Below are 26,020 nucleotides of genomic sequence, written 5' to 3'. Positions count from 1 at the left end.
CCGCGTCGGCGGCGGGCGCGGAGGCCGTGGCGGCAGGCGCCGAAGCCGATGCGTCAGGTGCGGATGCAGTTGCGGCGGACGCCGCGGCGGGTGCGGACGCATCGTCCGCCAGCGCGGCGCCGATGCCACCGGCCAGCAGCGAGCCGGCCATCAGCAAGGACATCAAAAGTTTGCGCATCTTGGTTTCCTCTTGTCTCTCTATGTCGGCCAGGACTGGCGCTTGACTAGCGCCTTACGCTGGCCCCGTGACCGTGGTCTGTTACAGGGCGTCAGCGCCGGTCTCGCCGGTGCGGATGCGGATAACCTGTTCGATGGGGGTGACGAAAATCTTGCCGTCGCCGATCTTGCCGGTGCGGGCGGCGCGCTCCAGCGATTCGATGGCCTGCTCGACGATGTCGTCGGACACGGCCGCTTCGATCTTCACCTTCGGCAGGAAGTCGACGACGTATTCCGCACCGCGATACAGCTCGGTATGGCCCTTCTGACGGCCGAAGCCCTTCACTTCCGTGACTGTGATCCCCGAGACGCCGATGGCCGAAAGAGCCTCGCGCGCTTCATCGAGCTTGAACGGCTTGATGATTGCTGTAATCAGTTTCATGTAGTCCTCGCTGTGGTTGCTTTCATCCCGTATTCACTTCTGCAACGGGCGCCTGCGGTGCGGGTCTCGCCCCGCCGACGCACCGCGAGCCAGCCGTTGTTCGGTGCGCGGGGGGTTATTAGCAACACCCGTGCCAATTTGATCGACGGGCGTTTTTGCGGGACTTGCGACGAAGTTCGATGCACGAAGTGCGCATCCCGTGGACAATGCCGGTCCGCACGCCGAAGTCCGCGCCGCGCGGGCCGCGCAAGGCCCTGGCCGAACGGCCAGCGCAGGCCGCGGGCGGTGGCAACGCCAGGCGAGAGTTGCTAGAGTGTTCTCAAGGATCAGGGCGCGGCAGGATCGCCTCAGATGCGCGCGAATAGGCGTGAGAACGCAGCGCGGCGGCCTGCGAAGCGCACGGCCGGCAAGCGGCACGACTCGCTGGAAGCGGTTCGCGCCGGATGCGCACCAGATGCGCACACGGGCATCGCAGACTTCGCGGGTCTCGCACCAAGATCGGTCACGATCCGGATCGAGGCACAGTCCAAACGAAATCTGCACATTTTTTGTGCAGCGAAGGGGAAACCGAATGAAACAACCGAACGACGTATTCAACGACCTGCAGTCGAAGGTCAGCGAACTGCTGCAGAACTCGCCCGCACGCGATGTGGAGCGCAACGTGCGCGCCATGCTTTCGCAAGGCTTTTCGAAGCTCGAACTTGTCACGCGCGAGGAATTCGACGCGCAAACTCAGGTGCTGGTGCGTACGCGTCAACGTCTGGAAGAACTTGAGCGCCGCGTGGCCGAACTCGAACAGAAGCTGCCGGTTGCGTCGCCCTCGACTGGGCAGTCGTCCTGATTAATTTCACCTTTCTCAAGGCAAGCGAGCCGTAACGGTTTAGCAATGGAACCGTAAAGGGGCACGCGCTTCACCAGCCTGGCGCATGCGGGCAACGTCCGCTCGACGCTTACGCATGCACCGCCTTTCGGAGATTTCCATGTCGCTTGCCGTGGTGATAAGCCGCGCGCCGGCTGCTGGCCGCGCACCCGAGGTGACCGTCGAAGTTCACCTCGCCAATGGGCTGCCGTCGTTTTCCATCGTCGGCTTGCCCGACCTCGAAGTCCGCGAAAGCCGCGAGCGCGTGCGCGCCGCGCTGTCGAATTGCGGCTTCGACTTTCCCGTCCGGCGCATCACGGTCAACCTCGCTCCCGCGGACCTCCCCAAGGAGTCCGGACGATTCGACTTGCCCATTGCACTGGGCATCCTCGCAGCGAGCGGACAGATTCCCGCCACCGCCCTCACGTCTACCCGTGAATTCGCAGGCGAGCTATCGCTCACGGGCGCGGTGCGGCCCATGCGCGGCGCGTTCGCAATGGCCTGCGGCACGGCGCGCGCGCATGCCGCCGCGCCTTCGAGCGATCACGCAACGCCCTCACCCGAGCTCTACCTGCCCGCCGACAACGCCGCCGAAGCCGCACTCGTCCCCGGCGTGGACGTCTACGCCGTCACCGATCTGCGCGCGCTCTGCGGCCATCTCGCCCAGGCCGAAGACGCGCGCCTGAGTCCCGTGCGCGCACCGGCGCTCGATGTTGCGCGCACCGCGCCCTCGCCCGATATGGCCGATGTGATCGGCCAGCGCGGCGCGCGCCGGGCGCTCGAGGTCGCGGCGGCGGGCGGCCATCATCTGCTGATGGTGGGGCCGCCTGGCGCGGGCAAGTCGATGTTGGCCGCGCGCCTGCCCGGCCTGCTGCCGCCAATGAGCGACGCAGAGGCGCTCGCCAGCGCCGCGCTACTGTCGGCCAGCGCGATCGGTTTTTCGCCGCAACAGTGGCGGCGTCGGCCCTTTCGCGCGCCGCATCATTCATCGAGCGCCGCCGCGCTGATCGGCGGGCGCAATCCGCCACAGCCCGGCGAGATCACGCTCGCCCATCTCGGCGTCCTGTTTCTCGACGAGTTGCCGGAATTCGACCGGCACGTCCTGGAGACGCTGCGCGAGCCGCTGGAAAACGGTTCGATCACAATATCGCGCGCGGCTTGGCAGACCGACTTCCCCGCGGCCTGTCAGCTCGTCGCGGCCATGAATCCTTGCCCGTGCGGCTGGCGCGGCGATCCGTCGGGGCGCTGCCGCTGCACGCCCGAAGGCGCGGCGCGCTATCGGCGCAAGCTGTCGGGGCCGCTGCTCGACCGCATCGACATCCAGATCGAGCTGCCCGCGCTGCCGCCCGCCGAACTCGCCTCGCGCAAGGCCGCGCCGGGCGAGCCAAGCATTGGCATTGCCGCGCGCGTGGCAGCAGCACGCGAGCGCCAGCTCGCCCGTCAGGGCAAGACCAACCGCGAACTGAGCGGGCGCGAAACCGATGAAGTCTGCCGCCCGGACAGCGCAGGCGAGGCGTTGCTGCGCGAAGCAGGCGAGCGCTTTGGCTGGTCCGCACGGGCTTACTATCGTGCGCTCAAGGTCGCGCGCACCATCGCCGATCTCGCTGGCGCCGGGATGCCCGATGCGGCCCACGTGGCGGAAGCGGTGCAGTATCGGCGAGCCTTTAGCGATCAGTAGTGCGGATTAATCGGGCGATCGGGTGGGGCGCGCTGAGCCCGATCAAGCGGGAAATCCCCTTCCGCCACGGCCCGTCCAATCCATCAGAAGGATCAAAAAATCGAAGTCAAGTCTTGACTTATACACACTTGGTTGTATGGGCAGCATTTTAAGATACGATTCGCATTTCGCGACGATCCAAAACGCAAGTCATTGATTTTTATACATTTCAAAAAACGACAAGACGCTGCCAAAACTAACAAAAAGCCCACAGCACGGCCTTTTGCGGGCGACGAAGCCGTTTTACCCACAAAGTTATCCACAACACCTGTGGGTAACCCGTAAACCCTCAATCAAATCCAGCAGATAGCTCGTAAACCCAGGAGAGCACTTTCAGTTCGGCGCGCAAACGCCTGAGCGAGCGGCTGTGCAAATACACGGTCGCTCGGCTCTCCTCAATAGAGCTTGAACGATTGGAAGAACTGATCGACCTGCTCGACGGCGGGCTGCTCGCGCCCCACGATCGCAAGCTGGTAAGCGTGCGCGCCCTTCGCGACCAGACGCGCGTGTATCGTGCGCGTTTCGTCCTTCGCACCGGCCTTGCCCGACAGTTGCATATCGAAACCCGGCACGCTGCCGCCAGCCACGAGCGGCACGGCAACCGTGCGGGCGTCGGGCGGCACGCCCACGTTGCGCGCGAGGCCATCGCGCAGGAAGCCCAGCGCCTTTTGCTGCGTGGCCGCTTGCGCGTCGGGCAGATCGAGCGTGCCGATCACGAATACTGCGCCGCCGACTTCGGCGGTCTGCATATGCATTTGCATCGGCGTGCCGTCAACGTCGACGCTGCGCGCGTCCGAGCCGGGCTTGGCCGGCAGGTCGACGCTATAGCCGTTTGTGTTGTTCGAAATCGTGCGCCAGTCGTAAGTGGGCGAACAGGCAATCAGAGCAATGGAAAACACCGCAAGCAGTGCGCTCGCGGCCAGCGAGCGAAGGGCGTTGGTGAGCATCGTGGTTTGTAATTGGGGCGCAATAGTGCGCGTTCATGATGGCGTCGGCCATTATCCTGCGAGCGCGCCTGTGCGTGCCGCCGCAACCGCTATGCCGGGAAATTCGGCGCTACAATGTTCGCCCGAGCCATTGCGAGATAGACTGGCTCCGCCAGATCAGCAACGTTGCGCGCCCGTCGGCGCCTGAGGCTTCACCCATGTCAGCATCCACGAATTCACCGAATAGCCCGAAAGCGCGCTCCAGCGCGATCCGCAACATCGCTGCGGCGATCGTGGTGGTCGCCATTGCCGTGGCCGGTTATTTCGCCTTCTTCGGTAGCCAGCAGCGCGTGCCGGACGCTACCTTCACGCTGCTGTCGGGCCAGAAGGTCTCGACCGCGGATCTCAAGGGCAAGGTCTATCTGATCAACTTCTGGGCGACCAGCTGCGCCACCTGCATGCAGGAAATGCCGCAGATGGTCCAGACCTATAACCGCTTCAAGGGCGATGGCCTCGAATTCGTCGCCGTGGCGATGAACTACGACGCGCCGATGTACGTCGCCAACTACGCGCAGACGCGCCAGCTGCCCTTCAAGGTGGCGATGGACGACGGCTCGGCCGCGAAGCAGTTCGGCAACGTGCAGCTCACGCCGACCACCTTCGTGGTCGACCGCAACGGCAAGATCCTCAAGCGCTACGTGGGCGAGCCGCAGTTCGCGGAACTCGACCAGTTGCTGAAGAAAGCGCTGTCGACCTGATCGGCGCGCTTGACCCCAACGCGGTCATCGGCACATAAAAAACGGCAGCGAATTCGCTGCCGTTCTGCTTTTTCGAGCGCCGCTTTTAGCGCTTATCCACGCGCGTCGTTTTCCTGCCGCGCGACCAGCCCATAGCGCCGGATCTTTTCGTACAGCGTGGCCTTCGCCATCTGCAGCCGCTCGGCGGCTTGCACGACCGCGCCATTCGTCTGCTGCAAGGCATCGGCGATCAGTGCGCGCTCGTACTGCTCCACGCGCTCCTTGAGCGGCAAGGCATCGTCCGCGCCGGCTTGAGATGGCGGCGCGAGATCATCGGGAATCCCAAGCACGTAGCGATCGGCCGCATTGCGCAGCTCGCGCACATTGCCGGGCCAGTCGCGCTGCGCGAGGCGCATGCGGTCGCGTTCGGTGAGCAGCGGCGCGGGCCGCTGGTAACGCACCGCCGCGTCCAGCAGGAAGTGTTCGAACAGCGGCACGATGTCCTCGCGGCGCTCGCCCAGCGGCGGCAAGGCAATCGTCACGACGTTCAGGCGATACAGCAGGTCGCGCCGGAACGTGCCCGCCGCCACGTGTTCGTTCATATCGCCCTTGGCCGCCGCCACCACACGCAGATCGACGCGCACCGGCTGGTTCGAACCCAGCCGCTCCAGCACGCCGTCCTGCAGTACGCGCAGCAGCTTGACCTGAAGGTTGAGCGGCATGCTCTCAATTTCGTCGAGAAACAGCGTGCCGCCCGCCGCGTGCTCCAGCTTGCCGATCCGCCGCTTCGCCGCGCCCGTGAAAGCGCCCTGCTCGTAGCCGAACATCTCCGATTCGAACATCGGCTCGGGCAGCGCGCCGCAGTTCACCGCCACGAAAGGCTTGTCGCGACGCGGCGACAACTCATGCAGACTGCGCGCGATCAGCTCCTTGCCCGCGCCCGTATCGCCATTGATGAGCACGGACGCATCGGTGGGCGCGACGTTGGCGATCAGCCGGCGCACCTGCTCGATGGCCGGGCTCTTGCCGATGATGCGCGGCGCGAGCGTGTTCTGCCCCGCCAGCTCGCGGCGCAGCGCGAGGTTTTCGAGCATCAGCGTGCGGCGCTCCAGCGCGCGGCGCACGGTCTCGATCAAACGCTCCGACGCGAAGGGCTTTTCGATGAAATCGTACGCGCCGTCGCGCATCGCCTGCACGGCCATCGAGATATCGCCGTGACCGGTGACGAGGATCACGGGCACGTCGGGCGCGCGCTCGTGGCACTGCGCGAGCAGGTCCAGCCCGCTCATGCCGGGCAAGCGGATATCGCTCACCACAATGCCCGGAAAGCCCGCATCGACGAGCGGCAGCGCGGCTTCGGCGTTCGCGTAGCCCGTGGCCTCGAAGCCCGCGAGTTGCAGGCTCTGCACACCGGCGCGGCGCACCAGTTCGTCGTCCTCGATATAGAGCACCCGGCCGGGCGTTGAACTGACCATATTGGTTCGTCTTCCTTGTTTCTGATTCCGATGCAACGTCAATGCCGCACGCGCGGCGCGTCGATCTCGCCCGCCGCGTCGCCCGCAGCCGCGTTCATGCGCGAGCGCTTGAGCGTCAGCACGAACACTGCGCCGCCGCCTTCGGCATTGTGCGCCGTGAGCGCGCCGCCGCAATCGCGCGCGATCGACGAGGAAATCGCGAGGCCGAGCCCCAGGCCCTGCCCCATCTCCTTCGTCGTGAAAAACGGTTCGAAGAGGCGCGGCATCACCTCGGACGGAATGCCCGGCCCATTGTCGCGCACCGAGATTTCCAGCGTCGCAGGCAGTGCGCGCACATCGATGACGATGCGCGGGCCCGGCAAGCCCGCCACCGCGTCGAGTGCATTGCCGATCAGGTTGATGAGCACCTGTTCGAGCCGCAGGTCGTCGCATTGCGCGACCAGTTCGGGGTATTCGCCATGCGCGTCGAGCGGCGTGCTGGTCACGTCCGCGGCGTCGCCATCGGTGAGCGTAAGTTCGACGCGCACACCATCGAGCCGCTTGCCGAGCAGCGCGAGCGCATTGCGCACCGCACGCGCCACCGGCGAGCGCTGGCCACGCGGCTTCGCACGCCCGACGAACAGCTTGAGCTGATTGACGATCTTGCCCATGCGCTCAGTGAGCGAGCCGATCGCCTCCAGATTTTCGTGCGCCGCGTCGTACTGGCCGCGTTCGAGAAACACGCGCGTATTGTCCGAAAAACTGCGCAGCGCCGCGAGCGGCTGATTCAGTTCGTGCGTGATGCCGGCCGCCATCTGGCCAAGCGCGGCCAGCTTGCTCGCCTGGATCAATTCGTCCTGGGTGGCGCGCAGCTCCTGTTCGGTTCGGGTGCGTTCGGCGACTTCGCGTTGCAGGCTTTCGTTGGCCTGCGAGAGATCGGCGGTGCGTTCGGCCACGCGGTCGTTGAGCATCGCGTAGGCCTTTTGCAGCATCGCGCGGCTCTTCACCACTTCGCGCACGCGCGCGCGGCGCATGCGCCAGTAGAACGCCAGCAGGCACAGCGAGACATAGCCGAAGCCGGTCATGATGGTGGCGTTGCGCGCGGCGTCGAGCACCGGCGCGACCGGCGACATCGTCACCAGATGCCAGTCCGGTTCGCCCAGCGCCCGGCGCGTTTCCAGATAGCGCGGCGCGCGCAGGCCGCTGCCGATGCGCACGATATCGGCGTCGCCTTCCAGCACGCGCTCCACGCTCGCGGGCAGCGGCGGGATGTCCTGGCGCGCGTACTGGCGCGTACGGTCGATCGACGCCACGATGTCCGTCGGCAAAGGCCGCACCGTGCGGTATTTCCACGCGGGCACCGAAGACAGAAAGATCACGCCGTGATCGTCGGTGACGAGCAGCGGCTCGGAGGCATCCGAGCCCGGAAACCATTCGAGATTGAGCTTCACCACCGCCACGCCGACGATCTGGCCATTGCGGCGCACCGGCTGCGAAATGTAATAGCCCGGATCGCGCGAGATCGTGCCGATACCGAAGAAACGCCCCACGTCGCCTTTCGCGGCTTCGATGAAATACGGCCGGAAGCGGTACTCGACGCCCACAAAGCTGTCCGTGCCGCGCCAGTTGCTGGCCGCGATGCAGATGCCGTCGGCGCGGATGATGTAGGTCGTGGTGGCGCGCGCGTGGCGGTTCACGTCTTCCAGATAGCGATTGGCCGCGGCGACGCGCTCGGGATTGGGATCGGCCAGCGCGTCCTGCACGAGCGGATGCGCGCCCACCAGATAGGGCAGCGATTCGTAGCGCTCCAGCGTGCTCTTGAGCGCGGCGGTGGTGCGGTCGCCGCGCACGGCGGCGTTCAGGCGCAGCGCGTCGATGCCGGTCTGCCAGGCGAGCGTCCACGCGAGCGCGCACACGAGTGCGAGCCCGATGGCAAGCGCAAACAGCAGAGCAAGACGGCGCGTCACGGACAGAGCTTCCGGATGATCGAGCGGGGATGGGTGGGATTGTGGCACACGCATACCGCGCGAGGCGGCCGATCGTGGAAGGCGGGAGAGATAGCGGGCGGCACATCGCAGGGGAACGACGCACCGCCCAACGGCTTAACGCCGCTTACTGCCGGTACAGCGGGTACAACCGGTACAACGACAGCTTGATAAGACCGGGCAACGCTCAACGCGCCGCCCGATCAAACACACGCGAGCGAACTTACACGCCCGCGCTTTCCTTCACTTCCGAGGACTCGCCTGCCAGCACCGCACGCAGCTTGTTGCGGTCCAGCTCCTTTTCCCAAGCCGACACCACCACCGTCGCCACGCCGTTGCCGACGATGTTGGTCAGCGCGCGGCATTCGCTCATGAAGCGGTCGATACCGAGGATCAGCACCATGCCCGAGAGCGGAATGGTCGGCACCACGGCGAGCGTCGCGGCCAGCGTGATGAAGCCCGCGCCGGTCACGCCGCTCGCGCCCTTCGAGGTCAGCATCGTCACGGCGAGCAGCGTGAGCTGCTGCGTCCACGTGAGGTCGGTGTTGGTCGCCTGGGCGATGAAGAGCACCGCCATCGTCATGTAGATGTTGGTGCCGTCGAGGTTGAACGAGTAACCGGTCGGCACCACGAGGCCCACCACCGAGCGCGAGCAGCCCAGGCGTTCGAGCTTCTGCATCAGTTGCGGCAGCGCCGATTCCGACGAGCTCGTGCCCAGCACGATCAGCAGTTCTTCCTTGATGTACGAGACGAAGCGGATGATCGAGAAGCCGGTGAAGCGCGCGATCGCGCCCAGCACGACCAGCACGAACACGACCGACGTCAGATAGAACGTGCCGATCAGCTTGAGCATCGGCAGCAGCGAGCCGACGCCGTACTTGCCGATGGTGAACGCCATCGCGCCGAACGCGCCGATCGGCGCCAGCTTCGTGACGATCTTGACGACGCCGAACAGCACGCCCGAGATGCCGTCGATGAAGTCCGTCACCACGCGGCCGCGCTCGCCCAGTTGCGTGAGCACCGCGCCGAACAGCAGCGCGATCAGCAGGATCTGGAGAATTTCACCTTGCGCGAACGCCGAGAAGATCGTGTCCGGAATGATGTGCATCAGGAAGTCGACGCTGCTCTGACCGTGCGCCTTTTCGGCGAAGCTCGCGACCGACTTGGCGTCGAGCGTGCTCACGTCCACATTGAAGCCCGCGCCCGGCTTGAGCACGTGCGTCGCGATCAGGCCGAGCACCAGCGCGAAGGTCGAGACGATCTCGAAGTAGAGCAGCGCCTTGCCGCCCACGCGACCGACCTTCTTCATGTCCTCCATGCCGGCGATGCCGGTCACGACGGTACAGAAGATGATCGGCCCGATCACCATCTTGATGAGCTTGATGAAGGCGTCGCCGAGCGGCTTCATGTCGATGCCCAGCGCCGGCCAGAAGTGGCCAAGAATCACGCCGATGACGATCGCCACGATCACCTGGAAATAGAGGACTTTGTGGAGAGGTTTCTTCACTTGGGGTGCCTGCAATAAGTTAAGCCGATGGCCGCGCCTTTCGAGCGCCATGCCGCGACAGGTCGAAACGGGGGGAATCAGCGAAACCAGATGAGGTAATCGGACATCGGCTGTCTCCTTGCTGTTTTTTTTTGTCGCGGCCGGGAGGTTGGCCGCGCGTATCTATTTGCAAGGTTGATGCCAGCGACGCAATGCCGCGCCAGCCTTGATTTACAAGGCTTTTGGCGGCGTTCTGAAAACGGCGAATCCGGATTTCCAGAAATGCGGATTGAATGCGTCCGGGAATCCGGAACATTGCGGGCCATTCCGGAACGTCAGACGCAAAAAAAGCCCGCGCGAGGCGGGCTTTTTCAAGGCGAAGCGAGCGAGCGGTTTAGACCACGCCCGCGCCGTGCGCCTGCAGATCGGCGTGATAGCTCGAACGCACCATCGCGCCCACGGCGGCGTGCGTGAAGCCCATCTTGTACGCCTCTTCCTCGTACATCTTGAAGGTGTCCGGGTGCACGTACGAACGCACCGGCAGGTGGTGCTCCGAAGGCTGCAGATACTGGCCGATCGTGAGCATGTCCACGTCGTGCGCGCGCATATCGCGCATCACCTGAAGAATTTCTTCTTCGGTTTCGCCCAGCCCCACCATCAGGCCCGACTTGGTCGCCACTTCCGGATGCAGCGCCTTGAAGTCCTTGAGCAGCTTGAGCGAGTGCGCGTAGTCCGAACCCGGACGCGCTTCCTTGTAGAGACGCGGCACCGTTTCGAGGTTGTGGTTCATCACGTCGGGCGGCGAGGCGTTGAGGATTTCCAGCGCGCGGTCCAGACGGCCACGGAAGTCGGGCGTAAGGATTTCGATGCGGGTTTCCGGCGAATGCTCGCGCACCTGGCGGATACATTCGACGAAGTGGCCCGCGCCGCCGTCACGCAGATCGTCGCGGTCGACGCTGGTGATGACGACGTACTTGAGCTTGAGCGCGCCGATGGTGCGCGCGAGGTTGCCCGGTTCTTCCGGATCGAGCGGATCGGGACGGCCGTGGCCCACGTCGCAGAACGGGCAGCGACGCGTGCACTTGTCGCCCATGATCATGAACGTGGCCGTGCCCTTGCCGAAGCATTCGCCGATGTTCGGACAGCTCGCTTCCTCGCACACCGTATGCAGGTTGTGCTCGCGCAGGATGTTCTTGATCTCGTAGAAACGCGAGTTGCCCGTGGCCGCCTTCACGCGGATCCAGTCGGGCTTCTTGAGCTTCTCGATCGGAATGATCTTGATGGGGATGCGCGCGGTCTTGGCTTGCGCTTTCTGCTTCGCGGTGGCGTCGTAGGGAACGGCGTCGGCGGCAGGATTGACTGCGGGGGTGGCAGCAGTATTGGCGGTTACGTCACTCATGCTTTCGATCCAGTCAGGCCGCCGGGGAACGCCAGCCTGCGGTTGTGGCGGTTGCCCGCCTTCAGACCGCGCGAGCGGCCGGGTCCACGGCGGCCGCTTCGGCCGCGAGGTCTGCGGCAGCCGCTTCGGCTGCCGGAAGAGTTTCTGCTTGCGTCGCTGCAACGCGCTGCGCGTGTTGCGCGAAATTCGCTTCGAGCCGCGCCGCCAGCGTTTGCGCCGCTTCGCGCCACGTCACGCGTGCGCCGAGCGTCGCCATATCGACGGTTTCAAGGCCCGCGTAGCCGCAAGGGTTGATCGCGAGGAACGGGCTCAGATCCATCGACACATTCAGGCTCACGCCGTGGTAGCTGCAGCCATTGCGGATCTTCAGGCCCAGTGCGGCAACCTTGGCGCCGCGGTGGGCCGCGCTCTCGCCCTGGGCGTCATCTGGCACGTAAATACCGGGCGCGCCGTCCTTGCGCTCACCGGCGAGATTATACGCCGCGAGTGTTTCGATCACGGCCTGCTCGATGAGCGTCACCAGCTCGCGCACCATCAGTTTCCGTCGCCGTAAATCGAGCAGCAGATAGGCCACCACCTGCCCCGGCCCGTGATACGTGATCTGGCCGCCGCGGTCGATCTGCACCAGCGGAATGCCGCTGTTGGCGATCAGCAGATGTTCGGGCTTGCCGGCCTGACCGAGCGTGAAGACGGGCGGATGTTCGACCAGCCAGATTTCGTCGGGCGTGTTCGCGTCGCGTTGCGCGGTGAACTCGCGCATGGCGTCGAAACTGGTCTGATAGGGCTCGGTGCCGCGCCAGCGCAGAGCGATCGGTTCGAAGATCGGCACGGACACGGGGTCAGAGTGAATAGACGGGGATGAAACCGGGGTGGCGCACATGATGTCCGGAGTTTACCCAATTCGGGCCGAGCGCGCCGAGGGGTCTGCGGTCTTTGCACGGATATCCGCCATAACGCGCAAGTGACACGCCGTCGCAAGCCGGTTGCGCGAGCGTCAAAGGCGACATCGCGGACGCCCCATCCGATGGGCGTCCGCGACCGTGAAACGCACCGTGCGTGTCAAACGGTACGCCAGCCGTCGCCGGCATGCAGTCCGAGGCGCGCCGCCTGCCGCGCGGCCCAGTCGAGCGTGCGTTCGCCCATGCGCGAAGGCGTGGCAAACGCCACCCACGCGGCCGCGCCCTGCTCCGCGCCGATCCACAGCCGTTCGCCGCGTCGCAGACGCAGCGTGTGGCCAGGCTCCAGCCAGTAATCGGCCGTGTCGTCGCTGCGTGTTACCCACACGGCGCCGCAGTGCACCGTCAGCCGGGTGCTGCGCGAAACACGCACCGATGCGACTTGATTCGCCTCGACTTCGAACGTGATATCTGAAGAAATTTCTCTCATTTCAGCCTCCGAATGTCCTGCTCCGATGGCTACAATCCTAGACAGCACAAGGGATCGGGTAAAACGATCATTTTTCACGGCTATGTGAGAAAAAGTACGATGGACCTGCGCACACTTCCGGCGCTGAACGCCCTCAAGGCCTTTGAAGCCGCCGCGCGACACGAAAGCTTTTCGCGCGCCGCCGACGAACTCTTCGTCACCCACGGCGCGGTGAGCCACCAGATTCGCGCGCTCGAAGCGGAACTGGGCGTGTCGCTCTTCACGCGCGACGGCAAGCGCGTGCGCATCACCGACACGGGCCGCCGCTACGCCGGCCAGGTGCGCGACGCGCTCAACCAGCTTGCGCACGCCACCCAGGAAATCCGCGCGGGCGATCGCGACCGGCGTCTGGTGGTGTCGATGCTCTCGTCGTTCGCGGCGCGCTGGGTCACGCCGCGCATCGGCCGGTTTATCGAAGCCAATCCGCAGTGGGACGTCGAGCTGCAATCCACCAATTCGCTCACCGATTTCGCGCGCGACGATGTGGACGTGGCGATCCGCTTCGGCTACGGCCACTATCCGGGCCTGCACGCCGAACTGCTGCTCGACGAGATCTTCTTCCCGGCCTGCTCGCCCGATTTCCGCGACGGCAAGCTACCCGACAACCCGCGCGACATGACGCAGCTGCCGCTGCTGCGCTCGGACGACGAACTCTGGCGGCCGTGGTTCGACGCCGCCGGCATGCAGGACATGCCCGAGCCCAAGCGTGGCGTGCTCTATCAGGATTCGTCGAACCTGCTGCAAGCGGCGATGGACGGCCAGGGCATCGCGCTGGTGCGCCGCTCGCTGGCGATGCACGAGATCACGCGCGGCCGGCTCGTGCGCCTGTTCAAGGACATCGACGGGCCCAGCCCGTGGCGCTACTACTTCATCAGCACGCCGCAGCGCCTGCAAACCGAGCGCGTGCAGGCTTTTCGCGCGTGGGTCTTCGACGAAGTGGCGCGGTTCAGACGCCTGTACGAAGACGCCTGCGAAGCCGGACCGCTGATGACCGCCGCCGCAGCCGCCTTGCGCGCCAGCGAAGGCGATACGGTTTGAGCACGGTCTACATCGCCCGCGCAAATGAAAAAAGGCTGCCCGAAGGCAGCCTTTTTCACGAAACGACGCCGAACGCGTCAGTCTTCGTTACAGCACGATCTTGACCATCGGATGACCGGTGAGCGCGCGGTAGATATCGTCCAGATGCGCCTGGCTCGTGGCGCGCACCGTCACCGTGAGACCGGTGTAGTTGCCGCCGCTCGACGGGCGCTTTTCGATGATGGTTTCGTCGAAACCGCCGTCGAATTCGCGCAGCACCGCGATCATGGTCGATTCGAATTCCGGATGCGTCTTGCCCATCACCTTGATCGGGAAATCGCAGGGGAATTCGATCAGCGATTCCTTGGCTTCGGCGCCCGCGCCAATCACCGCGGGATTGTTCTGTGATGCAGTCATTTTTCCACTTCCTGTAGCGTGTTCTGCGCGGCGAGCGCTGCATGCACCGCACGCGCCTCGCGTGCCTTGGCACGCTGATAAGCCTCGTAGAGCGCGGCATAAACCGGCCCCGGTTTGCCGTTTCCGAGCGTCGCGCCGTCGAGCGCAACAACCGGCAAAATTTCTTTGGTCGCCGAGGATACTAGCAGTTCGTCGGCGCTGCGCAGCGCCGTTTCGTCGATCTCGCGCGCCTCGAAGCGCAGGCCGCACTCCAGCGCCAGCTCCTCGATCAGCCCGTAACGGATGCCTTCGAGAATCTTGTTGCTGCGCGGCGGCGCGTACAGCACGCCGTCCTTCACGATCCACACATTCGACGACGAAGCTTCCGTGACGAACCCGTCGCGTAGCTGGATGGTTTCGAACACGCCATGCTCGACGGCGTTCTGCGCCATCAGCACATTGCCGAGCAGCGATGTAGCCTTGATATCGCAATTCAGCCAGCGGCGATCTTCGGCCGTCACGCAGGCCACGCCCGCCGCACGTTGCGCGGCGCCCGGCATCACGAGCGGATTCACCATCACGAACACCGTGGGCGTCACGCCCGCCGGAAACGCGTGGCCGCGCTTCGCAACGCCCCGCGTTACCTGCACGTAGACGTTGGCGTGCGCGTCGCGCGCCAGGGCGCCCGCCGCTTCGTTCGCTTCGATCACGCGCGCAATGAGCGCACGCCAGCCCGCCTCGTCGAACGGATTGGCGATGCCCACCTTGTCGAGCGAGCGCGACAGCCGCGCCAGATGCTGGGCGATGCGAAACGGCACACGCACTGCTTGTGACGCGCCCGATGCGTCCCCGGATTCGAGCACATAGACCGGCACGACTTCGTAGATGCCGTCGCCGAAAATGAAGCCGCGGTCGAGCACCGGCACGCGCGCTTCGGAAAGCGGCGTGAGTTCGCCGTTGAGCCAGACCAGCGGTTCAAACTGACCAGCGGCTTCATTCGTCGAAATCGGGGACATGACGCGCGCCCTGCGGATTTACTTCTTCTTGTTGAACATGAGCATCAGCGAATCCCACACGCGGCCGACGATGCCGGCTTGCGGCACGGCCTGCAGGGCCACCAGCGGGAACTGCGCGAGCACCTTGCCGTCCGCGCCGACGAACTTCGCGGTGCCGACCTGCTGGCCGTCCGCGAGCGGCGCGATCAGCGGGCTGGTGATCTCGATCTGCGGCTTGGCCTTGTCGGCCGCGCCCTTCGGCAGCGTCACGAACTGGTCCTTCTTCACGCCGACCTTCACGCTGTCCTCTGCGCCCTTGTAGACGCGCGGCGTGGCGACCGCCTGGTTCGCGCCGTAGATGCGCGTGGTGTCGTAGGCGCTATAGCCGTAGTTGAGCATCTTCAGGCTGTCCTGCACCCGGTCGTGCTCCTTCTGCTCGCCCATCATCACCGACACCAGACGGCGATCGCCGCCGCCCGCCATCGGACGCTTGGCCGAGGCGATCAGGCAGTAACCGGCAGCTTGCGTGTGGCCGGTCTTCAGACCGTCGACCGTCGGGTCGATCCACAGCAGGCGGTTGCGGTTCGGCTGCTTGATGTTGTTGTACTTGAATTCCTTGACCGAGAAGATGCTGTAGTACTCGGGATAGTCGCGGATCAGGCGCGCCGACAGCGTAGCCAGGTCGCCCGCCGTGGTGTAGTGATTCGGGTCGGGCATGCCGTTCACATCGGCGAAATGCGTGTGCGCCATGCCGAGCTTCTGCGCTTCGGCGTTCATCATGTTGACGAAGTTCGACTCGCTGCCGCCGACCAGTTCGGCCAGCGCGATCGCCGCGTCGTTACCCGACTGGATGATCATGCCGTAGACCAGATCGTGCACCGACACCGGCTTGTTCGCTTCGATGAACATGCGCGATTCGTCGGTCTTCACGCGGCGAACGGCTTCGCTCGGCGTGACGATCTGTTCCATCGAAATCTTCTTGGTCTGCAGCGCCTCGAACGTGAGGTACGCGGTCATCAGCTTGGTGAGCGATGCCGGTTCGACGCGCTCATCGGCGTTGCCCGAGGCGAGCACCTGATTCGCGGTGGCGTCGACGAGCACCCACGAGCGCGCGTTCACTGCGGGCGGCGGCACCTGCGCGAAGGCCGATGCACTCGCGAGCAGCGTAGCGCCGAGCGTGAGGGTGCGAACGAGGGAAGGGGAAACGAAGGAGGACTGCTGGCCGTTGGAGAGAAAACGCATAGGTTCAGATCGGACGGGATTGGGGTCAGGACGAACGTTGCGCGCCATGCGGCGCACAGTCGGGTGAGCCGGATTGCGGGGCCTCGCTCACGCGCCTGAACGCAGTGTCCAGACGGGCGCGGCTGCCGCAAAAAGAGCGCTCATTATACGCGCCACGTAGGGGCGTTTTTCGTTGAAGCCACACGTTTGCGCGTACCTGTCGTGCATTTTTCACGCGTCGCGTATTTCGCGCTCGTATTTTTCGGCGTGCTTCTCAACTTTTTCTCAAGTATTTCTGACGATCGGCTTCGCACGGCAAACGCGCGCCTTGCGAGCGGCGCGCGCTGCCTCGCCAGACAAAAAATTCACCGCCAGGCATCGACGATGATGCGTTTGAGAATGTGCAGCTTGCGGTGCAGGAAATGTTCCGCCCCCGGAATCACGACCACGGGCAGCTCCTGCTCGCGCGCCCATTCGTAGACCGAGAGAATCGGCACGGTATCGTCGAGTTCGCCGTGAATCACGAGCGTGTCGTCACGCACCGGCGCGACTTCCCAGCGGCTCGCCGCCGTGCCGACGAACACCATGCGCTCGATGGCGCCGCCCGCTTCCAGATAGCGCTTCGCCACGTGCGACAGCACGAAGGTGCCGAACGAGAAGCCCGCCAGCACGAGCGGCACGTCGCCCTGCCCCGGCTGCGCACGCATGTACTCGATCAGTTCGAGCAGATCGTCCTGCTCGCCGATGCCGTTGTCGTGCGTGCCGGCCGTCGTGCCCACGCCGCGAAAATTCGAGCGGTAGACCACGTAGCCCAGTTGCACCAGCGTGCGCGCGAGCGTCTGCGCGACCTTGTTGTCCATCGTGCCGCCAAACAGCGGATGCGGATGCGCGACCAGCGCGATGCCGCGCACGGGCGTACCGGCGTCCGGGCGGTCGAGCGCGCATTCGATCGTGCCGACCGGGCCGTCGATATGAAACTTCTCGGTTTGTGCGTTCATCGTTCTGCGGTTTTTTACGTTTTATGGGCGCGGCGAGTTTCAGACGTCCTTGCGGTCGATCATCAGGCGCTCGACCGGCTGGCCGTTCTGCAGATGCGAAACGACGATCTCGTCGATGTCGCTTTCATCGATGTAGGTGTACCAGGTGCCTTCCGGATACACCACCAGCACCGGGCCTTCCTCGCAGCGGTCGAGACAGCCGGCCTTGTTGATACGCACCTGGCCCGGACCTGCCAGGCCCAGCTGCTTGACACGCTTTTTCGCGTATTCCTGCATCGACTGGGCATTGCAGCTTGCGCAGCTCGGACGTTCCGCGCCGGGGTCGCGCTGGTTCAGGCAGAAAAAGACGTGGTGCTTGTAGAAGGAATCGGTCATGGCAGGCGTACCAGTGGGGAGATGAGCCGATGATGCTCGCGCGGCGCGTCCCGCGCGATGCTCCGGCTGCAGCAATGGATGGGATGCGGTCGATTATAGCGAGCGCGGCGTGAACCTTCCCGGCTCGGCGCGGGTGGTGCGGGCGCTGCCTTGAGCGTTGGGCTACTTCGCACGCGCGCGCCTTGCGAGCCACGCGCGCTCCAGCGAAAACGCCGTCCAGCCGAGCGCCAGCCAGGGCCAGATCCAGGCGAGCCAGCGCGCCAGCCCGTTGAAATGCAGATAGCGGCCCTGACGCCAATCCGCCAGCACGACATCGAAATACGGATTCACCGGCAGCAGATTGACCAGCACGAGCGCGACGGCCAGCGCCACGGTCGCCGCCGCAGCACGCGCCGTGCGCGGCAGGCGCAGCGCCAGAAACGCCGCGAGCGTGCCCCAGACGAGGCCCGCGAGCGCGCCGGGCGTCGCCCAGTCGAACAGCAGACCGCTTTGCGATTGCAGGAAGGTCGCGCCCGCTTTCACCACCACCGTGACCGCGAGCAGCACCACGATCAGCCGCGCGCGCGGGGCGCGCTCGCGCATCGGCAGGGAGGCGAAAGCCGCCGCACCGAACAGGTTGAGCGTGGTGACGAGCGCCTCCCAGTCGCTCTCCGGCAGGCGTGCAGCCAGAGCGTCGGGCAGCGTGCGCAGATGCCAGACGGCGGGCGTCCACGCAAGCACGGCGTCCTGCATCGAGGCGTCGAAGCGCTGCCACAGCGCGCGCGGCCAGTCGCCCATGCCAAAGAGGCGCGGCGCGGGAAACATCGTCGCGAAGGGCCAGAGCGCGGCCAGCACCATCAGCGCGCCGGCGTCGCGCTCGAACCAGCGAAAGCGCAGCCGCCGCAGAAAGCCGCGCTCCAGCACCGCGCCGGTGAGCGGGGCCGCGAGCGCCGCGCCCAGCAGCGCGCCGAGCGCGTTGGTGGCGAGATCGAGATTCGAAGCGACGCGCGTGGGCAGATACGTCTGCACCGCTTCCATCACGCCCGACAGCAGCGTGCCGCCCAGCGTGGCGACCACGACCGCCAGCCAGCCCCGGCAACGCGGCCACACGGCGAGCACCGCCAGCGCGCCGAACGGCATATAGCCGAGCACGTTGGTGATGACGTCGAAGGCGGTCCAGTACTTCGGAAACGGATCGCCGAGATAAGCAAGCGGACTCAGGCCGAGCGAGCGCCAGCCCGAGAAGGGATACCAGGAACCGTAGACGATCAGCGCGGTATAAAGCGCGAACGACTGGCGCGAGAGCGTGGAGGCGTGACGCGGCAAGACGTCGGGCGCGCGGGGGTCGCGGGCTTCGCTGCTATCGCTGCCCGGCGAGATTGGGGGTGGAGGATTCGAAGCGCTGTCGCCGCTCATTTCACTGCTCTTGCCGCTTGTGCAGCATGTGCCGCATGTGCCGCTTAAGGCGTGAGCCGCGCGGCACGCGCTGCATCCTTCAAGGCGTGCCGGCGAAGGCCTGCACGCTCAGCCACGCGCCGATCTGGCCCGCGAAATCGTCGCTTGCCGCGCGCAGGGCAGCCGCGCCGCCCGCCGCATCCTGCGAGCTGGCCGGCGCGCGCGCGATGAACGAGCGCTGCGCGATCACCTTGCCGCCCTGCATGAGCGTCGCGCGCGCGGCCAGCACGCCGGAACTCGATTCCGAATTGTCGAACACCTGCTCGAACTGGGTCAGTTCGACCTTGAGCATCGGCGCGGGCACGGCGTCGCCGCCCGACAGCACGGTGGCGTGCGAGGACAAGGACGTGCGCAGTCGCAGCGTCAGCAGGCGCGCAGGCGACATGCTCCAGCGGCTGTTGGCGTAACGGCTTTCGCGCTGCGCATCGCCGATGCGATAGAGGATGCCGTCGTTATCCAGCGTGGCCGGCGCACTCACCTCCAGCACCTTGAGCGGCGGCAGCGACGGCGGCGCGGGCTGCGCTTCGATCGGCCCAAGGTCGTAGCGGATGTCCGAGAGCGCGGCCTGGTTGCCGGCGCACGCCGCGACCAGCGTGCCGACGGCAAGCGCGGCCAGCAAGGCGCGGCCAAGGCCGAAGAGCGGACGTAACGATGTGGCTTGGCGTGACATGGCGGTTCCTTCTGTGTGCTGCTGGCGTGTTGCCAGGTTGTTGCGTGCGCTTCGCTTGATGCGACCGGCCGATGCGGCGATCCGTGCGGCAAGGCAAACGTCGAAGGTACTCCGACTATGTTGCAGCGCCACAGTTCGCGCGAATCCTCACAAAATTCGCCAGACCGCGCCGATCGGGAATGCGTGAGGACGTCCGGGGCCGCGCCCTATTTTCCAGCCGAACCGGCCGGCCACGAGAAACCCGGTTCTCCGGGTCCCGGCGCGGGCAGCGGCGCGCCGCCAAACAGCAGGCTGCGCGGGCTGGTCGTGAACGTCCCGGCCGCGCGGTCCACCGAGCGCATCGCGGAACGCACGTCATCGGTCAGCGAATCGACCCGCGGCAGCGTGTCGTAACCCACGCGCGCGGACAGTTCCTGAATCGACTCGTTCATCGACGCCAGCGCCTGACCGGCTTGCTGCGCCGCCGTGCCGGCCTTGTTCAGGTTGACCTGGAACGGGCCGTCCGGACGGTTCAGCATCGTGACGAGCTGATTGGTCGATTCCAGCGTCTTCTGCAGATCGGCCACCGCGCCGGGCAGACGCTGGGTGGTGGGCTGCAGTTGTTGCGCCAGCACGTTCACGCTGCTCGCGGCCTGCTGCAGCGTCGCCACCGTCTGCATCACCTGCTTGCGGTTGTCTTCGCTGAGCATCGCGTCCACGTCGCTGGCGATGTTGTCGAGCTTGCGCAGCAGCGCATCGCCGCGCCGCTGGAGCTGGTCGAGCAGGCCGGGACGCAGCGGGATTTCCGCCACCTGCTTTTCCGACGACGGCAGCGGCGACAGATCGAGATTGTTGTCGTCGAGTTGCACGAAGGCGATGCCCGTCACGCCCTGGAGCGCGAGCGTGCCGAAGGTCGAGCGCGTCATCGGCGCTTTCTGGTCGATCAGCACGCGGATGCGGATCGCGCCCGGTTGATGCGGGTCGAACTGGATCGACTGCACCTTGCCCACGTCGATGCCGCGATAGCGCACGGCGGCGTCCGGATACAGCCCGGTTACGCTGCTGTGCGAAATCAGGTCATAAGGCACGCGCACCCGATGATCGGCGCTGAAGAAGAAGACCGCCAGCGCGATCGCAGCCAGCAGACCGATCGTGAAGAGGCCGGCCCAGAACGCATGCGGTTTGTTTTCCATCGTCAGATTTCCTTGTCGACGGCCGGCGCGCGCTCACGCGGCAGGACCGGCATCTTCTTCAACATGCTCAAAGGTTCAGCAGCAGGTTCAGCAGCGGATTCAGCACGGCTTGGCGCCCACCGATGCCGACGCCAGCGCCGCCGCGGGCAGCTTCGCGCGGCGCTCGGGCGGCAGCGCCTGCAGCGCGCGGCGTCCACGCATGCCCAGAAAGTATTCGCGGATGAACGGATCGTCCACGCAGGCCGCTTCCTCCACAGGCGCGGCCAACAGCACCTTGCGCTCGGCCAGCACGGCCACGCGCGTGGACAGCGCCACCATCGCGTCCAGATCGTGGGTGATGAGCACCACGGTCAGGCCCAGCGCCCGGTGCAGCGTGCTGATCAGCTCCACCACTTCGTCCGACGAGCGCGGGTCGAGCCCTGCCGTCGGTTCGTCGAGAAACAGCAGTTCCGGCTCCAGCACGATCGCGCGCGCGAGACCCACGCGCTTGACCATGCCGCCGGAGAGCGCAGCCGGCATCTTGGAGGCGTGCTTGCACGGCAGGCCCACCATCTCCAGCTTGAGCATGACGATGTCGCGCAGCAGGTCAGGCGGCACCTTGCCCAGCTCGCGCACCGGCTGCGCAATGTTGTCGAACACCGACAGCGACGAAAACAGCGCGCCGTGCTGGAACAGCATGCCCGTGCGCGTGCGCATGAGGCGCGCGCGTTCCGGCTCGATCTGCGAAATGTCCTCGCCGAACATCTTGATGGTGCCGGACGTGGGCCGCTCCAGCCCCAGAATCTGCCGCACCAGCGTGGTCTTGCCGGAGCCCGAGCCGCCCACGATGGTGACGATCTCGCCGCGCCGGATTTCCAGATTCAGATGCTGATGGACGATGTTGCGCCCATAGCGTTTGCTGAGATTGCGCACCTCGATGATCGGCTCGCCGATGGCGGGCAGCGGCAGATCGGCGACGGCTTCGCGCAGCGGCGTGCTCAGCGTGCCCGTCGTGTTGGTCGCGAGTGTGCTCAAACTCGTACTCATGACAGCCCCACGTTCTGGAACAGGATCGCGAACACGGCGTCGGCGAGGATCACGATGGTGATCGAGGTCACGACCGAAGTGGTCGTGCCTTCGCCGAGACTCTGCGAATTCGCCTTGATCCGAAAGCCGAAGTGGCAGCCGACGATGCCCACCAGCATGCCGAACGCCACGCCCTTGCCGAGACCGATCCAGAGATTGGCGATCGGCACCACGCTCGGCAGCGAACGGATAAACCACGACATATCGATGCCCAGCACCGCCTTGGCCGCCAGCGCCCCACCCAGCAGCGCGATGATGTCGGTCCAGATCACCAGCAGCGGCATGGCCACGCCCAGCGCGATCACGCGCGGCAGGATCAGCCGCAGCCCGTGCGAAATCCCCATCACGCGCATGGCGTCGAGTTCTTCGGTCACGCGCATCACACCGATCTGCGCGGTGATGGCGGAGCCGGAGCGCCCGGCCACGAGGATCGCCGCCAGCACCGGCCCGAGTTCGCGGATCACCGCGAGGCCCAGGATATTGACGATGAACTGGTTCGCGCCAAAGAGGCGCAACTGCTGCGCCGACAGATACGACAGCACGATGCCGATCAGGAACGCCACCATCGCCGTGATCGGCAAGGCGCGCGCCCCTGCGTTATAGACGTTCGCCGAGATCTCCACCCACGGCGTGGCCCTGGGCTTGCGCAAGATAAAGAGCAGATCGAGCACCACGCGCCCGAGCATCGCCAGGCCGCCGTACAGATGATCCCAGAACGAGAAGATGCCCAGACCCAGCTGCGTGATGGGATCGACGCGCACCACGCGTTCGGCCGGCTCGCGCACGGAATCGAGCAGCGCGATGCGCTCGAAGATATCGCGCTGGGTGTCGGAAAGCGCCACCAGATCGGCGGGCAGCTTGTGGCCCCAGAAGCGCCAGAGCGCCTGGCCGCCGACGTGATCCATGCGCTCGACTTTCGACAGATCCCACTGGCCGATGCGCTCGCCAGCGAGTGCGCGCAGTCTGCGCACGGCGCCGCCCTGTTCACGGTCGCGCGCGAGCGCAAGCGCCGTCCACTGGCCGGACAGGCGCACGATTTTTCCCTGATTGCCGGCCGCGATGTCGAGGCCGGGCGGCGTCTCTTGAGTCAAGGCGGGGCGCTCGGGTGTGGAGATTTGAGATCAGTCATTGTAGCGAACGCGCCCTGTTTCGGCGGTGCGGACGCACACCGTCGCGCCCACGCCCGGACGGCTGTGGATAATTCTGTGGATGACCAGTTGGCAGCCTGTGGGCATGATGGGAAATTCTCACGAATCGATCAGACAGTTAGCGTCTTTTTAGACGGTCGAGTGACTTATCGCCAGGCCGAGCCTGTGGATAGTTCTGTGGATTTCCTGTTTGCGGCCTGTGGATCGGCTGTGAATTGCACAAAAAATCAGCAAATTTCTCCCCCGAGCGCTGCCCGGACTTCGTCGCCGGATTGCGCCTGATTGCCTCCGTCAGAGCGCGGGCGAGCCACTACAATACGCACCATGAACGCTACTCCCCCGTCCCCCGAGACTCCGCGCGCCGACGACTGGCGCATCGACCGCGACCGTGCGGTCACGCTGTTCGGCCCCGCCGCGAACGACTGGCCGATCGAGATCGTCGAGGAAACCGGCTCGACCAACGCCGACCTGATGGCGCGCCTCAAGGCACTGCCGCATCGCGCCGACGCACTCGCGCGCCCCATCGTGCGCGTGGCCTATCTGCAGACCGCTGGCCGCGGCCGTCGCGGGCGCAGCTGGGTGGCGCAGCCCGGCGACGCGCTGCTGTTCTCGCTCGCCTGCGTGCTGCCGCGCCCGCTCGAAGGACTGGCGGGGCTGAGTCTTGCGATCGGTTCGGCGCTGGTGGACGGTCTGCGCACGCTGCCCGTGGCCGCGCCCGGCCAGATCGCGCTGAAATGGCCGAACGACGTCCTGCTCGAAGGCGACAAGCTGGTGGGGATCCTCGTGGAAAGCGCGTGGAGCACGCCGGATGCGTCGGCGGTGGTGATCGGCATCGGCACCAATGTGCGCGGCGCGGACGCGCTGACAAAGAAAGTCGAAGCGCTCAACGCTGACGCCGCTGCGCAGCAAGCCGCGCCGGTGCCCGGCACGACGCCTACCGCGCTCTCGCGCGTCTGGCCCGCCGCGAATCTCACCGATGTGCTGGCCGCCGAACTCAACGCGCTCGAAGGCGCGCTCGAACGCTTTGGCGCGCACGGCTTCGCGGCCTTCCAGGCGCGCTGGAACGCTTGCCACGCCTACGCGGGCCGCGAGATCGCGCTCTATGAACAGGGCGCGGAACTGATGCGCGGCGTGGCGGTGGGCGTGGACGAAAGCGGCCAGTTACTGGTCGACACCGCGCACGGCCGCGAATCGGTCACGACCGGCGATGTCTCGCTGCGCCTGGCGGGCGGCGGCGCATGAGCGGCGCGCAACACGCCGGGACGCCACCGTTTCTGTTGATCGATGCCGGCAATAGCCGGATCAAGTGGGCGCTGGTTGCCGCCGACGGCGCGCGGCTGGATTCCGGCGCGGCCAGTCATGACAGCGATTTCGCGGATTGGTCGGCGGTGGCGACGCCCGCCAGCGCGTGGATCTCGAACGTGGCGGGCGCAACCGTCGCGCGGCATATCGATGCCGCGCTCGACGCGCGCTGGCCAGGTCTGGCGCGCACGGTGATCCGCTCGACGCAGCAGCAATGTGGCGTGACCAACAGCTACACGACGCCCGATTCGCTCGGCAGCGACCGCTGGGCCGGGATGATCGGCGCACGCGCGGCGTTTCCCGGCGAACCGCTGCTGATCGCCACTTTCGGCACGGCCACCACGCTCGAAGCGCTGCGCGCCGACGGCACCTTCGTCGGCGGCCTGATCGCGCCGGGCTGGTCGCTGATGATGCGCTCGCTGGGCGAACATACCGCGCAACTGCCCGTACTCGATGCGCAGAATGCACCGGGCGGCGCAGCGACGCAGAGCGACGCTTCTTCGCTCTTCGCCACCGACACGAAACGTTCGATCGCTTCCGGCTGCGCGCTCGCGCAGGCGAGCCTCGTCGAGCGCGCGTGGGCAGACCTGCAGGATGCGTGGAAAATGCCGGTGCGGCTGGTGGTGAGCGGCGGCGCGGCCGCGCAGGCGTCAGCGGCGCTCAAGGTGCCGCATACTCGCCACGACGCGCTGGTTCTCGCCGGTCTTGCGCTGATCGCAGCACAATCCGCAGTGCAACGCTGAGCGTGCCTTGCACACGCTCTCAATAACGATATCGACGGAGTCTCATACGATGCTGCGCGGCCTGATCGCCCTCCTGATTCTCGGCAACCTGCTCGCCCTTGGGGCGATTCGCGGATTCTTCGGTCCGCCGCCCGCCTCGGGCACGCTCGATCGCAAACAACTGAGCCGGCAGATCCATCCGGAAGGCCTGAGCGTGCGGGCTATCAGGCCGTCCGAATCGGTGGACGTGCCCATCGTGGGCGGCCCGGTCGCGGACCCGTCCATCCAGGCGACGACGCTGACTCAATAAGCCAGCTATCCAATCAGCATCAAACTCTGAGGGGCACCGCTCGCGCAATCAGTCCTGTTGCGCGCGCACCTTCTGCAGCAGCTTGGTAGTCGAGCGATCGTGCTCGAACGCGATCGCCAGCGCCTTGCCGCCCCAGCTGCGCACCAGCGCCGATTCCGGCAGCGCATCCATGTCGTAGTCGCCGCCCTTCACGAGGATGTCCGGACGCACGGCCTCGATCAGCTCGATCGGCGTGCGCTCCGTGAACTGCACCACGTAGTCCACGCTTTCCAGCGCCGCCAGCAGCGCCATGCGATCGTTTTCGTTGTTGATGGGACGATCGTCGCCCTTGCCGAGCATCTTCACCGAAGCATCGCTATTCACGCCGACGATGAGCGTCGCGCCCAGCGCCTTCGCATCGGCGAGATAGGTGACGTGGCCGCGATGCAGAATGTCGAAAACGCCGTTGGTGAACACCACGGGACCTGCCAGCGAGGCGCGCAGTTGCGCGAGCGCGTCGCGGGTTGTGATCTTGCGTTCGAAGGAAGCGGGCATCGGATGTGACTCGAATTGAAGTTGACTTGATGTGAACCGGTCTGGCGATTCGACAAAACGGCCCGGACGCTTGCG

The 26,020-nt window shown here is 65.8% G+C and carries 27 protein-coding genes; 7 read left to right on the top strand and 20 right to left on the bottom strand.

The features are described from left to right. Positions 1-259: 259 nt before the first annotated feature. Positions 260-598: a P-II family nitrogen regulator gene (locus F3J17_RS23285; protein WP_028217122.1), complete on the bottom strand. Its 339-nt coding sequence runs from the start codon at positions 596-598 to the stop codon at positions 260-262. A gap of 571 nt (positions 599-1,169) precedes the next feature. Between F3J17_RS23285 and F3J17_RS23280 the strand changes: the two genes are divergently transcribed. After that, positions 1,170-1,439, top strand: coding sequence for an accessory factor UbiK family protein (locus F3J17_RS23280; protein ID WP_167064321.1), 270 nt, complete (start codon positions 1,170-1,172; stop codon positions 1,437-1,439). 139 nt (positions 1,440-1,578) lie between these two features. After that, complete coding sequence (locus F3J17_RS23275) at positions 1,579-3,135, top strand: YifB family Mg chelatase-like AAA ATPase (RefSeq protein WP_167064318.1); 1,557 nt, start codon at positions 1,579-1,581, stop codon at positions 3,133-3,135. Positions 3,136-3,569: 434 nt separating this feature from the next. Here F3J17_RS23275 and F3J17_RS23270 read toward each other — a convergent pair whose 3' ends face one another. Further along, a complete protein-coding gene (locus F3J17_RS23270) occupies positions 3,570-4,121 on the bottom strand; it encodes a hypothetical protein (RefSeq protein ID WP_167064315.1) in 552 nt (183 codons plus the stop codon). A 197-nt stretch (positions 4,122-4,318) separates the two neighbouring features. Here F3J17_RS23270 and F3J17_RS23265 point away from each other — a divergent pair, with 197 nt between their 5' ends. Beyond that, the gene (locus F3J17_RS23265) at positions 4,319-4,858 is read left to right on the top strand and encodes a TlpA disulfide reductase family protein (RefSeq protein WP_167064312.1); all 540 of its coding nucleotides are present in this window, start codon (positions 4,319-4,321) and stop codon (positions 4,856-4,858) included. 92 nt (positions 4,859-4,950) lie between these two features. Here F3J17_RS23265 and F3J17_RS23260 read toward each other — a convergent pair whose 3' ends face one another. From F3J17_RS23260 to F3J17_RS23230, 7 genes are all read right to left on the bottom strand, one after another. Next, entirely contained in the window at positions 4,951-6,312 is a 1,362-nt protein-coding gene (locus tag F3J17_RS23260; RefSeq protein WP_167064309.1) for a sigma-54 dependent transcriptional regulator, read from the bottom strand. A 38-nt stretch (positions 6,313-6,350) separates the two neighbouring features. Then, on the bottom strand, positions 6,351-8,312 hold the full coding sequence (locus F3J17_RS23255) for an ATP-binding protein (RefSeq protein WP_167064306.1): 1,962 nt from the start codon (positions 8,310-8,312) through the stop codon (positions 6,351-6,353). Between the two features lie 187 nt (positions 8,313-8,499). After that, positions 8,500-9,834, bottom strand: coding sequence for a dicarboxylate/amino acid:cation symporter (locus F3J17_RS23250; RefSeq protein WP_167064304.1), 1,335 nt, complete (start codon positions 9,832-9,834; stop codon positions 8,500-8,502). Further along, entirely contained in the window at positions 9,803-10,078 is a 276-nt protein-coding gene (locus tag F3J17_RS23245; protein WP_167064301.1) for a hypothetical protein, read from the bottom strand. The genes F3J17_RS23250 and F3J17_RS23245 overlap by 32 nt, the downstream gene beginning before the upstream one ends. A 78-nt stretch (positions 10,079-10,156) precedes the next feature. Next, positions 10,157-11,161 carry a lipoyl synthase gene (lipA, locus tag F3J17_RS23240; RefSeq protein WP_167064298.1) on the bottom strand — a complete coding sequence of 335 codons (1,005 nt, stop codon included), beginning with the start codon at positions 11,159-11,161 and terminating at the stop codon, positions 10,157-10,159. Between the two features lie 61 nt (positions 11,162-11,222). Beyond that, positions 11,223-12,041: a lipoyl(octanoyl) transferase LipB gene (gene lipB, locus F3J17_RS23235; protein WP_167064296.1), complete on the bottom strand. Its 819-nt coding sequence runs from the start codon at positions 12,039-12,041 to the stop codon at positions 11,223-11,225. A gap of 179 nt (positions 12,042-12,220) precedes the next feature. Continuing rightward, entirely contained in the window at positions 12,221-12,547 is a 327-nt protein-coding gene (locus tag F3J17_RS23230) for a DUF2917 domain-containing protein (protein ID WP_167064293.1), read from the bottom strand. Between the two features lie 99 nt (positions 12,548-12,646). On the opposite strand from F3J17_RS23230, the gene F3J17_RS23225 reads away from it, so the two are divergent. Next, on the top strand, positions 12,647-13,624 hold the full coding sequence (locus F3J17_RS23225) for a transcriptional regulator GcvA (protein WP_167064291.1): 978 nt from the start codon (positions 12,647-12,649) through the stop codon (positions 13,622-13,624). A gap of 87 nt (positions 13,625-13,711) precedes the next feature. Here the strand turns inward: F3J17_RS23225 and F3J17_RS23220 are convergent, their stop codons facing one another. From F3J17_RS23220 to F3J17_RS23175, 10 genes are all read right to left on the bottom strand, one after another. Beyond that, positions 13,712-14,020: a DUF493 family protein gene (locus F3J17_RS23220; RefSeq protein WP_167064289.1), complete on the bottom strand. Its 309-nt coding sequence runs from the start codon at positions 14,018-14,020 to the stop codon at positions 13,712-13,714. Beyond that, positions 14,017-15,015, bottom strand: a complete 999-nt coding sequence (locus F3J17_RS23215; RefSeq protein WP_167064287.1) for a D-amino acid aminotransferase — start codon at positions 15,013-15,015, stop codon at positions 14,017-14,019. The genes F3J17_RS23220 and F3J17_RS23215 overlap by 4 nt, the downstream gene beginning before the upstream one ends. Before the next feature lie 18 nt (positions 15,016-15,033). Continuing rightward, on the bottom strand, positions 15,034-16,236 hold the full coding sequence (locus F3J17_RS23210) for a D-alanyl-D-alanine carboxypeptidase family protein (RefSeq protein ID WP_167064284.1): 1,203 nt from the start codon (positions 16,234-16,236) through the stop codon (positions 15,034-15,036). Between the two features lie 344 nt (positions 16,237-16,580). Next, positions 16,581-17,213 (bottom strand): alpha/beta hydrolase, encoded by a 633-nt coding sequence (locus F3J17_RS23205; RefSeq protein ID WP_167064281.1) that lies wholly within the window; start codon positions 17,211-17,213, stop codon positions 16,581-16,583. A gap of 39 nt (positions 17,214-17,252) precedes the next feature. After that, entirely contained in the window at positions 17,253-17,588 is a 336-nt protein-coding gene (locus tag F3J17_RS23200; RefSeq protein WP_027815750.1) for a ferredoxin, read from the bottom strand. A 162-nt stretch (positions 17,589-17,750) separates the two neighbouring features. After that, the gene (locus tag F3J17_RS23195; RefSeq protein ID WP_167064278.1) at positions 17,751-18,983 is read right to left on the bottom strand and encodes a VanZ family protein; all 1,233 of its coding nucleotides are present in this window, start codon (positions 18,981-18,983) and stop codon (positions 17,751-17,753) included. 79 nt (positions 18,984-19,062) lie between these two features. Further along, positions 19,063-19,692: an ABC-type transport auxiliary lipoprotein family protein gene (locus F3J17_RS23190; RefSeq protein WP_167064275.1), complete on the bottom strand. Its 630-nt coding sequence runs from the start codon at positions 19,690-19,692 to the stop codon at positions 19,063-19,065. Between the two features lie 206 nt (positions 19,693-19,898). Beyond that, entirely contained in the window at positions 19,899-20,864 is a 966-nt protein-coding gene (locus tag F3J17_RS23185) for an MlaD family protein (RefSeq protein WP_167064272.1), read from the bottom strand. 99 nt (positions 20,865-20,963) lie between these two features. Beyond that, on the bottom strand, positions 20,964-21,845 hold the full coding sequence (locus F3J17_RS23180; protein ID WP_167064362.1) for an ATP-binding cassette domain-containing protein: 882 nt from the start codon (positions 21,843-21,845) through the stop codon (positions 20,964-20,966). A gap of 41 nt (positions 21,846-21,886) precedes the next feature. Next, positions 21,887-23,020 (bottom strand): ABC transporter permease, encoded by a 1,134-nt coding sequence (locus F3J17_RS23175; RefSeq protein WP_167064269.1) that lies wholly within the window; start codon positions 23,018-23,020, stop codon positions 21,887-21,889. A gap of 381 nt (positions 23,021-23,401) precedes the next feature. Here F3J17_RS23175 and F3J17_RS23170 point away from each other — a divergent pair, with 381 nt between their 5' ends. From F3J17_RS23170 to F3J17_RS23160, 3 genes are read left to right on the top strand one after another with little or no spacing between them, the layout of a single operon-like run. Next, positions 23,402-24,319, top strand: a complete 918-nt coding sequence (locus F3J17_RS23170; RefSeq protein WP_167064266.1) for a biotin--[acetyl-CoA-carboxylase] ligase — start codon at positions 23,402-23,404, stop codon at positions 24,317-24,319. Beyond that, on the top strand, positions 24,316-25,122 hold the full coding sequence (locus tag F3J17_RS23165; RefSeq protein ID WP_167064263.1) for a type III pantothenate kinase: 807 nt from the start codon (positions 24,316-24,318) through the stop codon (positions 25,120-25,122). The genes F3J17_RS23170 and F3J17_RS23165 overlap by 4 nt, the downstream gene beginning before the upstream one ends. Before the next feature lie 49 nt (positions 25,123-25,171). Next, positions 25,172-25,411 (top strand): hypothetical protein, encoded by a 240-nt coding sequence (locus F3J17_RS23160; RefSeq protein WP_167064260.1) that lies wholly within the window; start codon positions 25,172-25,174, stop codon positions 25,409-25,411. A 48-nt stretch (positions 25,412-25,459) separates the two neighbouring features. On the opposite strand, the gene rfaE2 is transcribed toward F3J17_RS23160, so the two are convergent. Then, entirely contained in the window at positions 25,460-25,945 is a 486-nt protein-coding gene (gene rfaE2, locus F3J17_RS23155; RefSeq protein WP_167064257.1) for a D-glycero-beta-D-manno-heptose 1-phosphate adenylyltransferase, read from the bottom strand. Positions 25,946-26,020 lie beyond the last annotated feature (75 nt).

This window comes from Burkholderia sp. Ax-1719 (genome assembly GCF_011753055.1).
In the GTDB taxonomy this organism is placed as follows: Bacteria; Pseudomonadota; Gammaproteobacteria; order Burkholderiales; family Burkholderiaceae; genus Paraburkholderia.
This window is presented reverse-complemented; position numbering and strand designations above follow the sequence as displayed.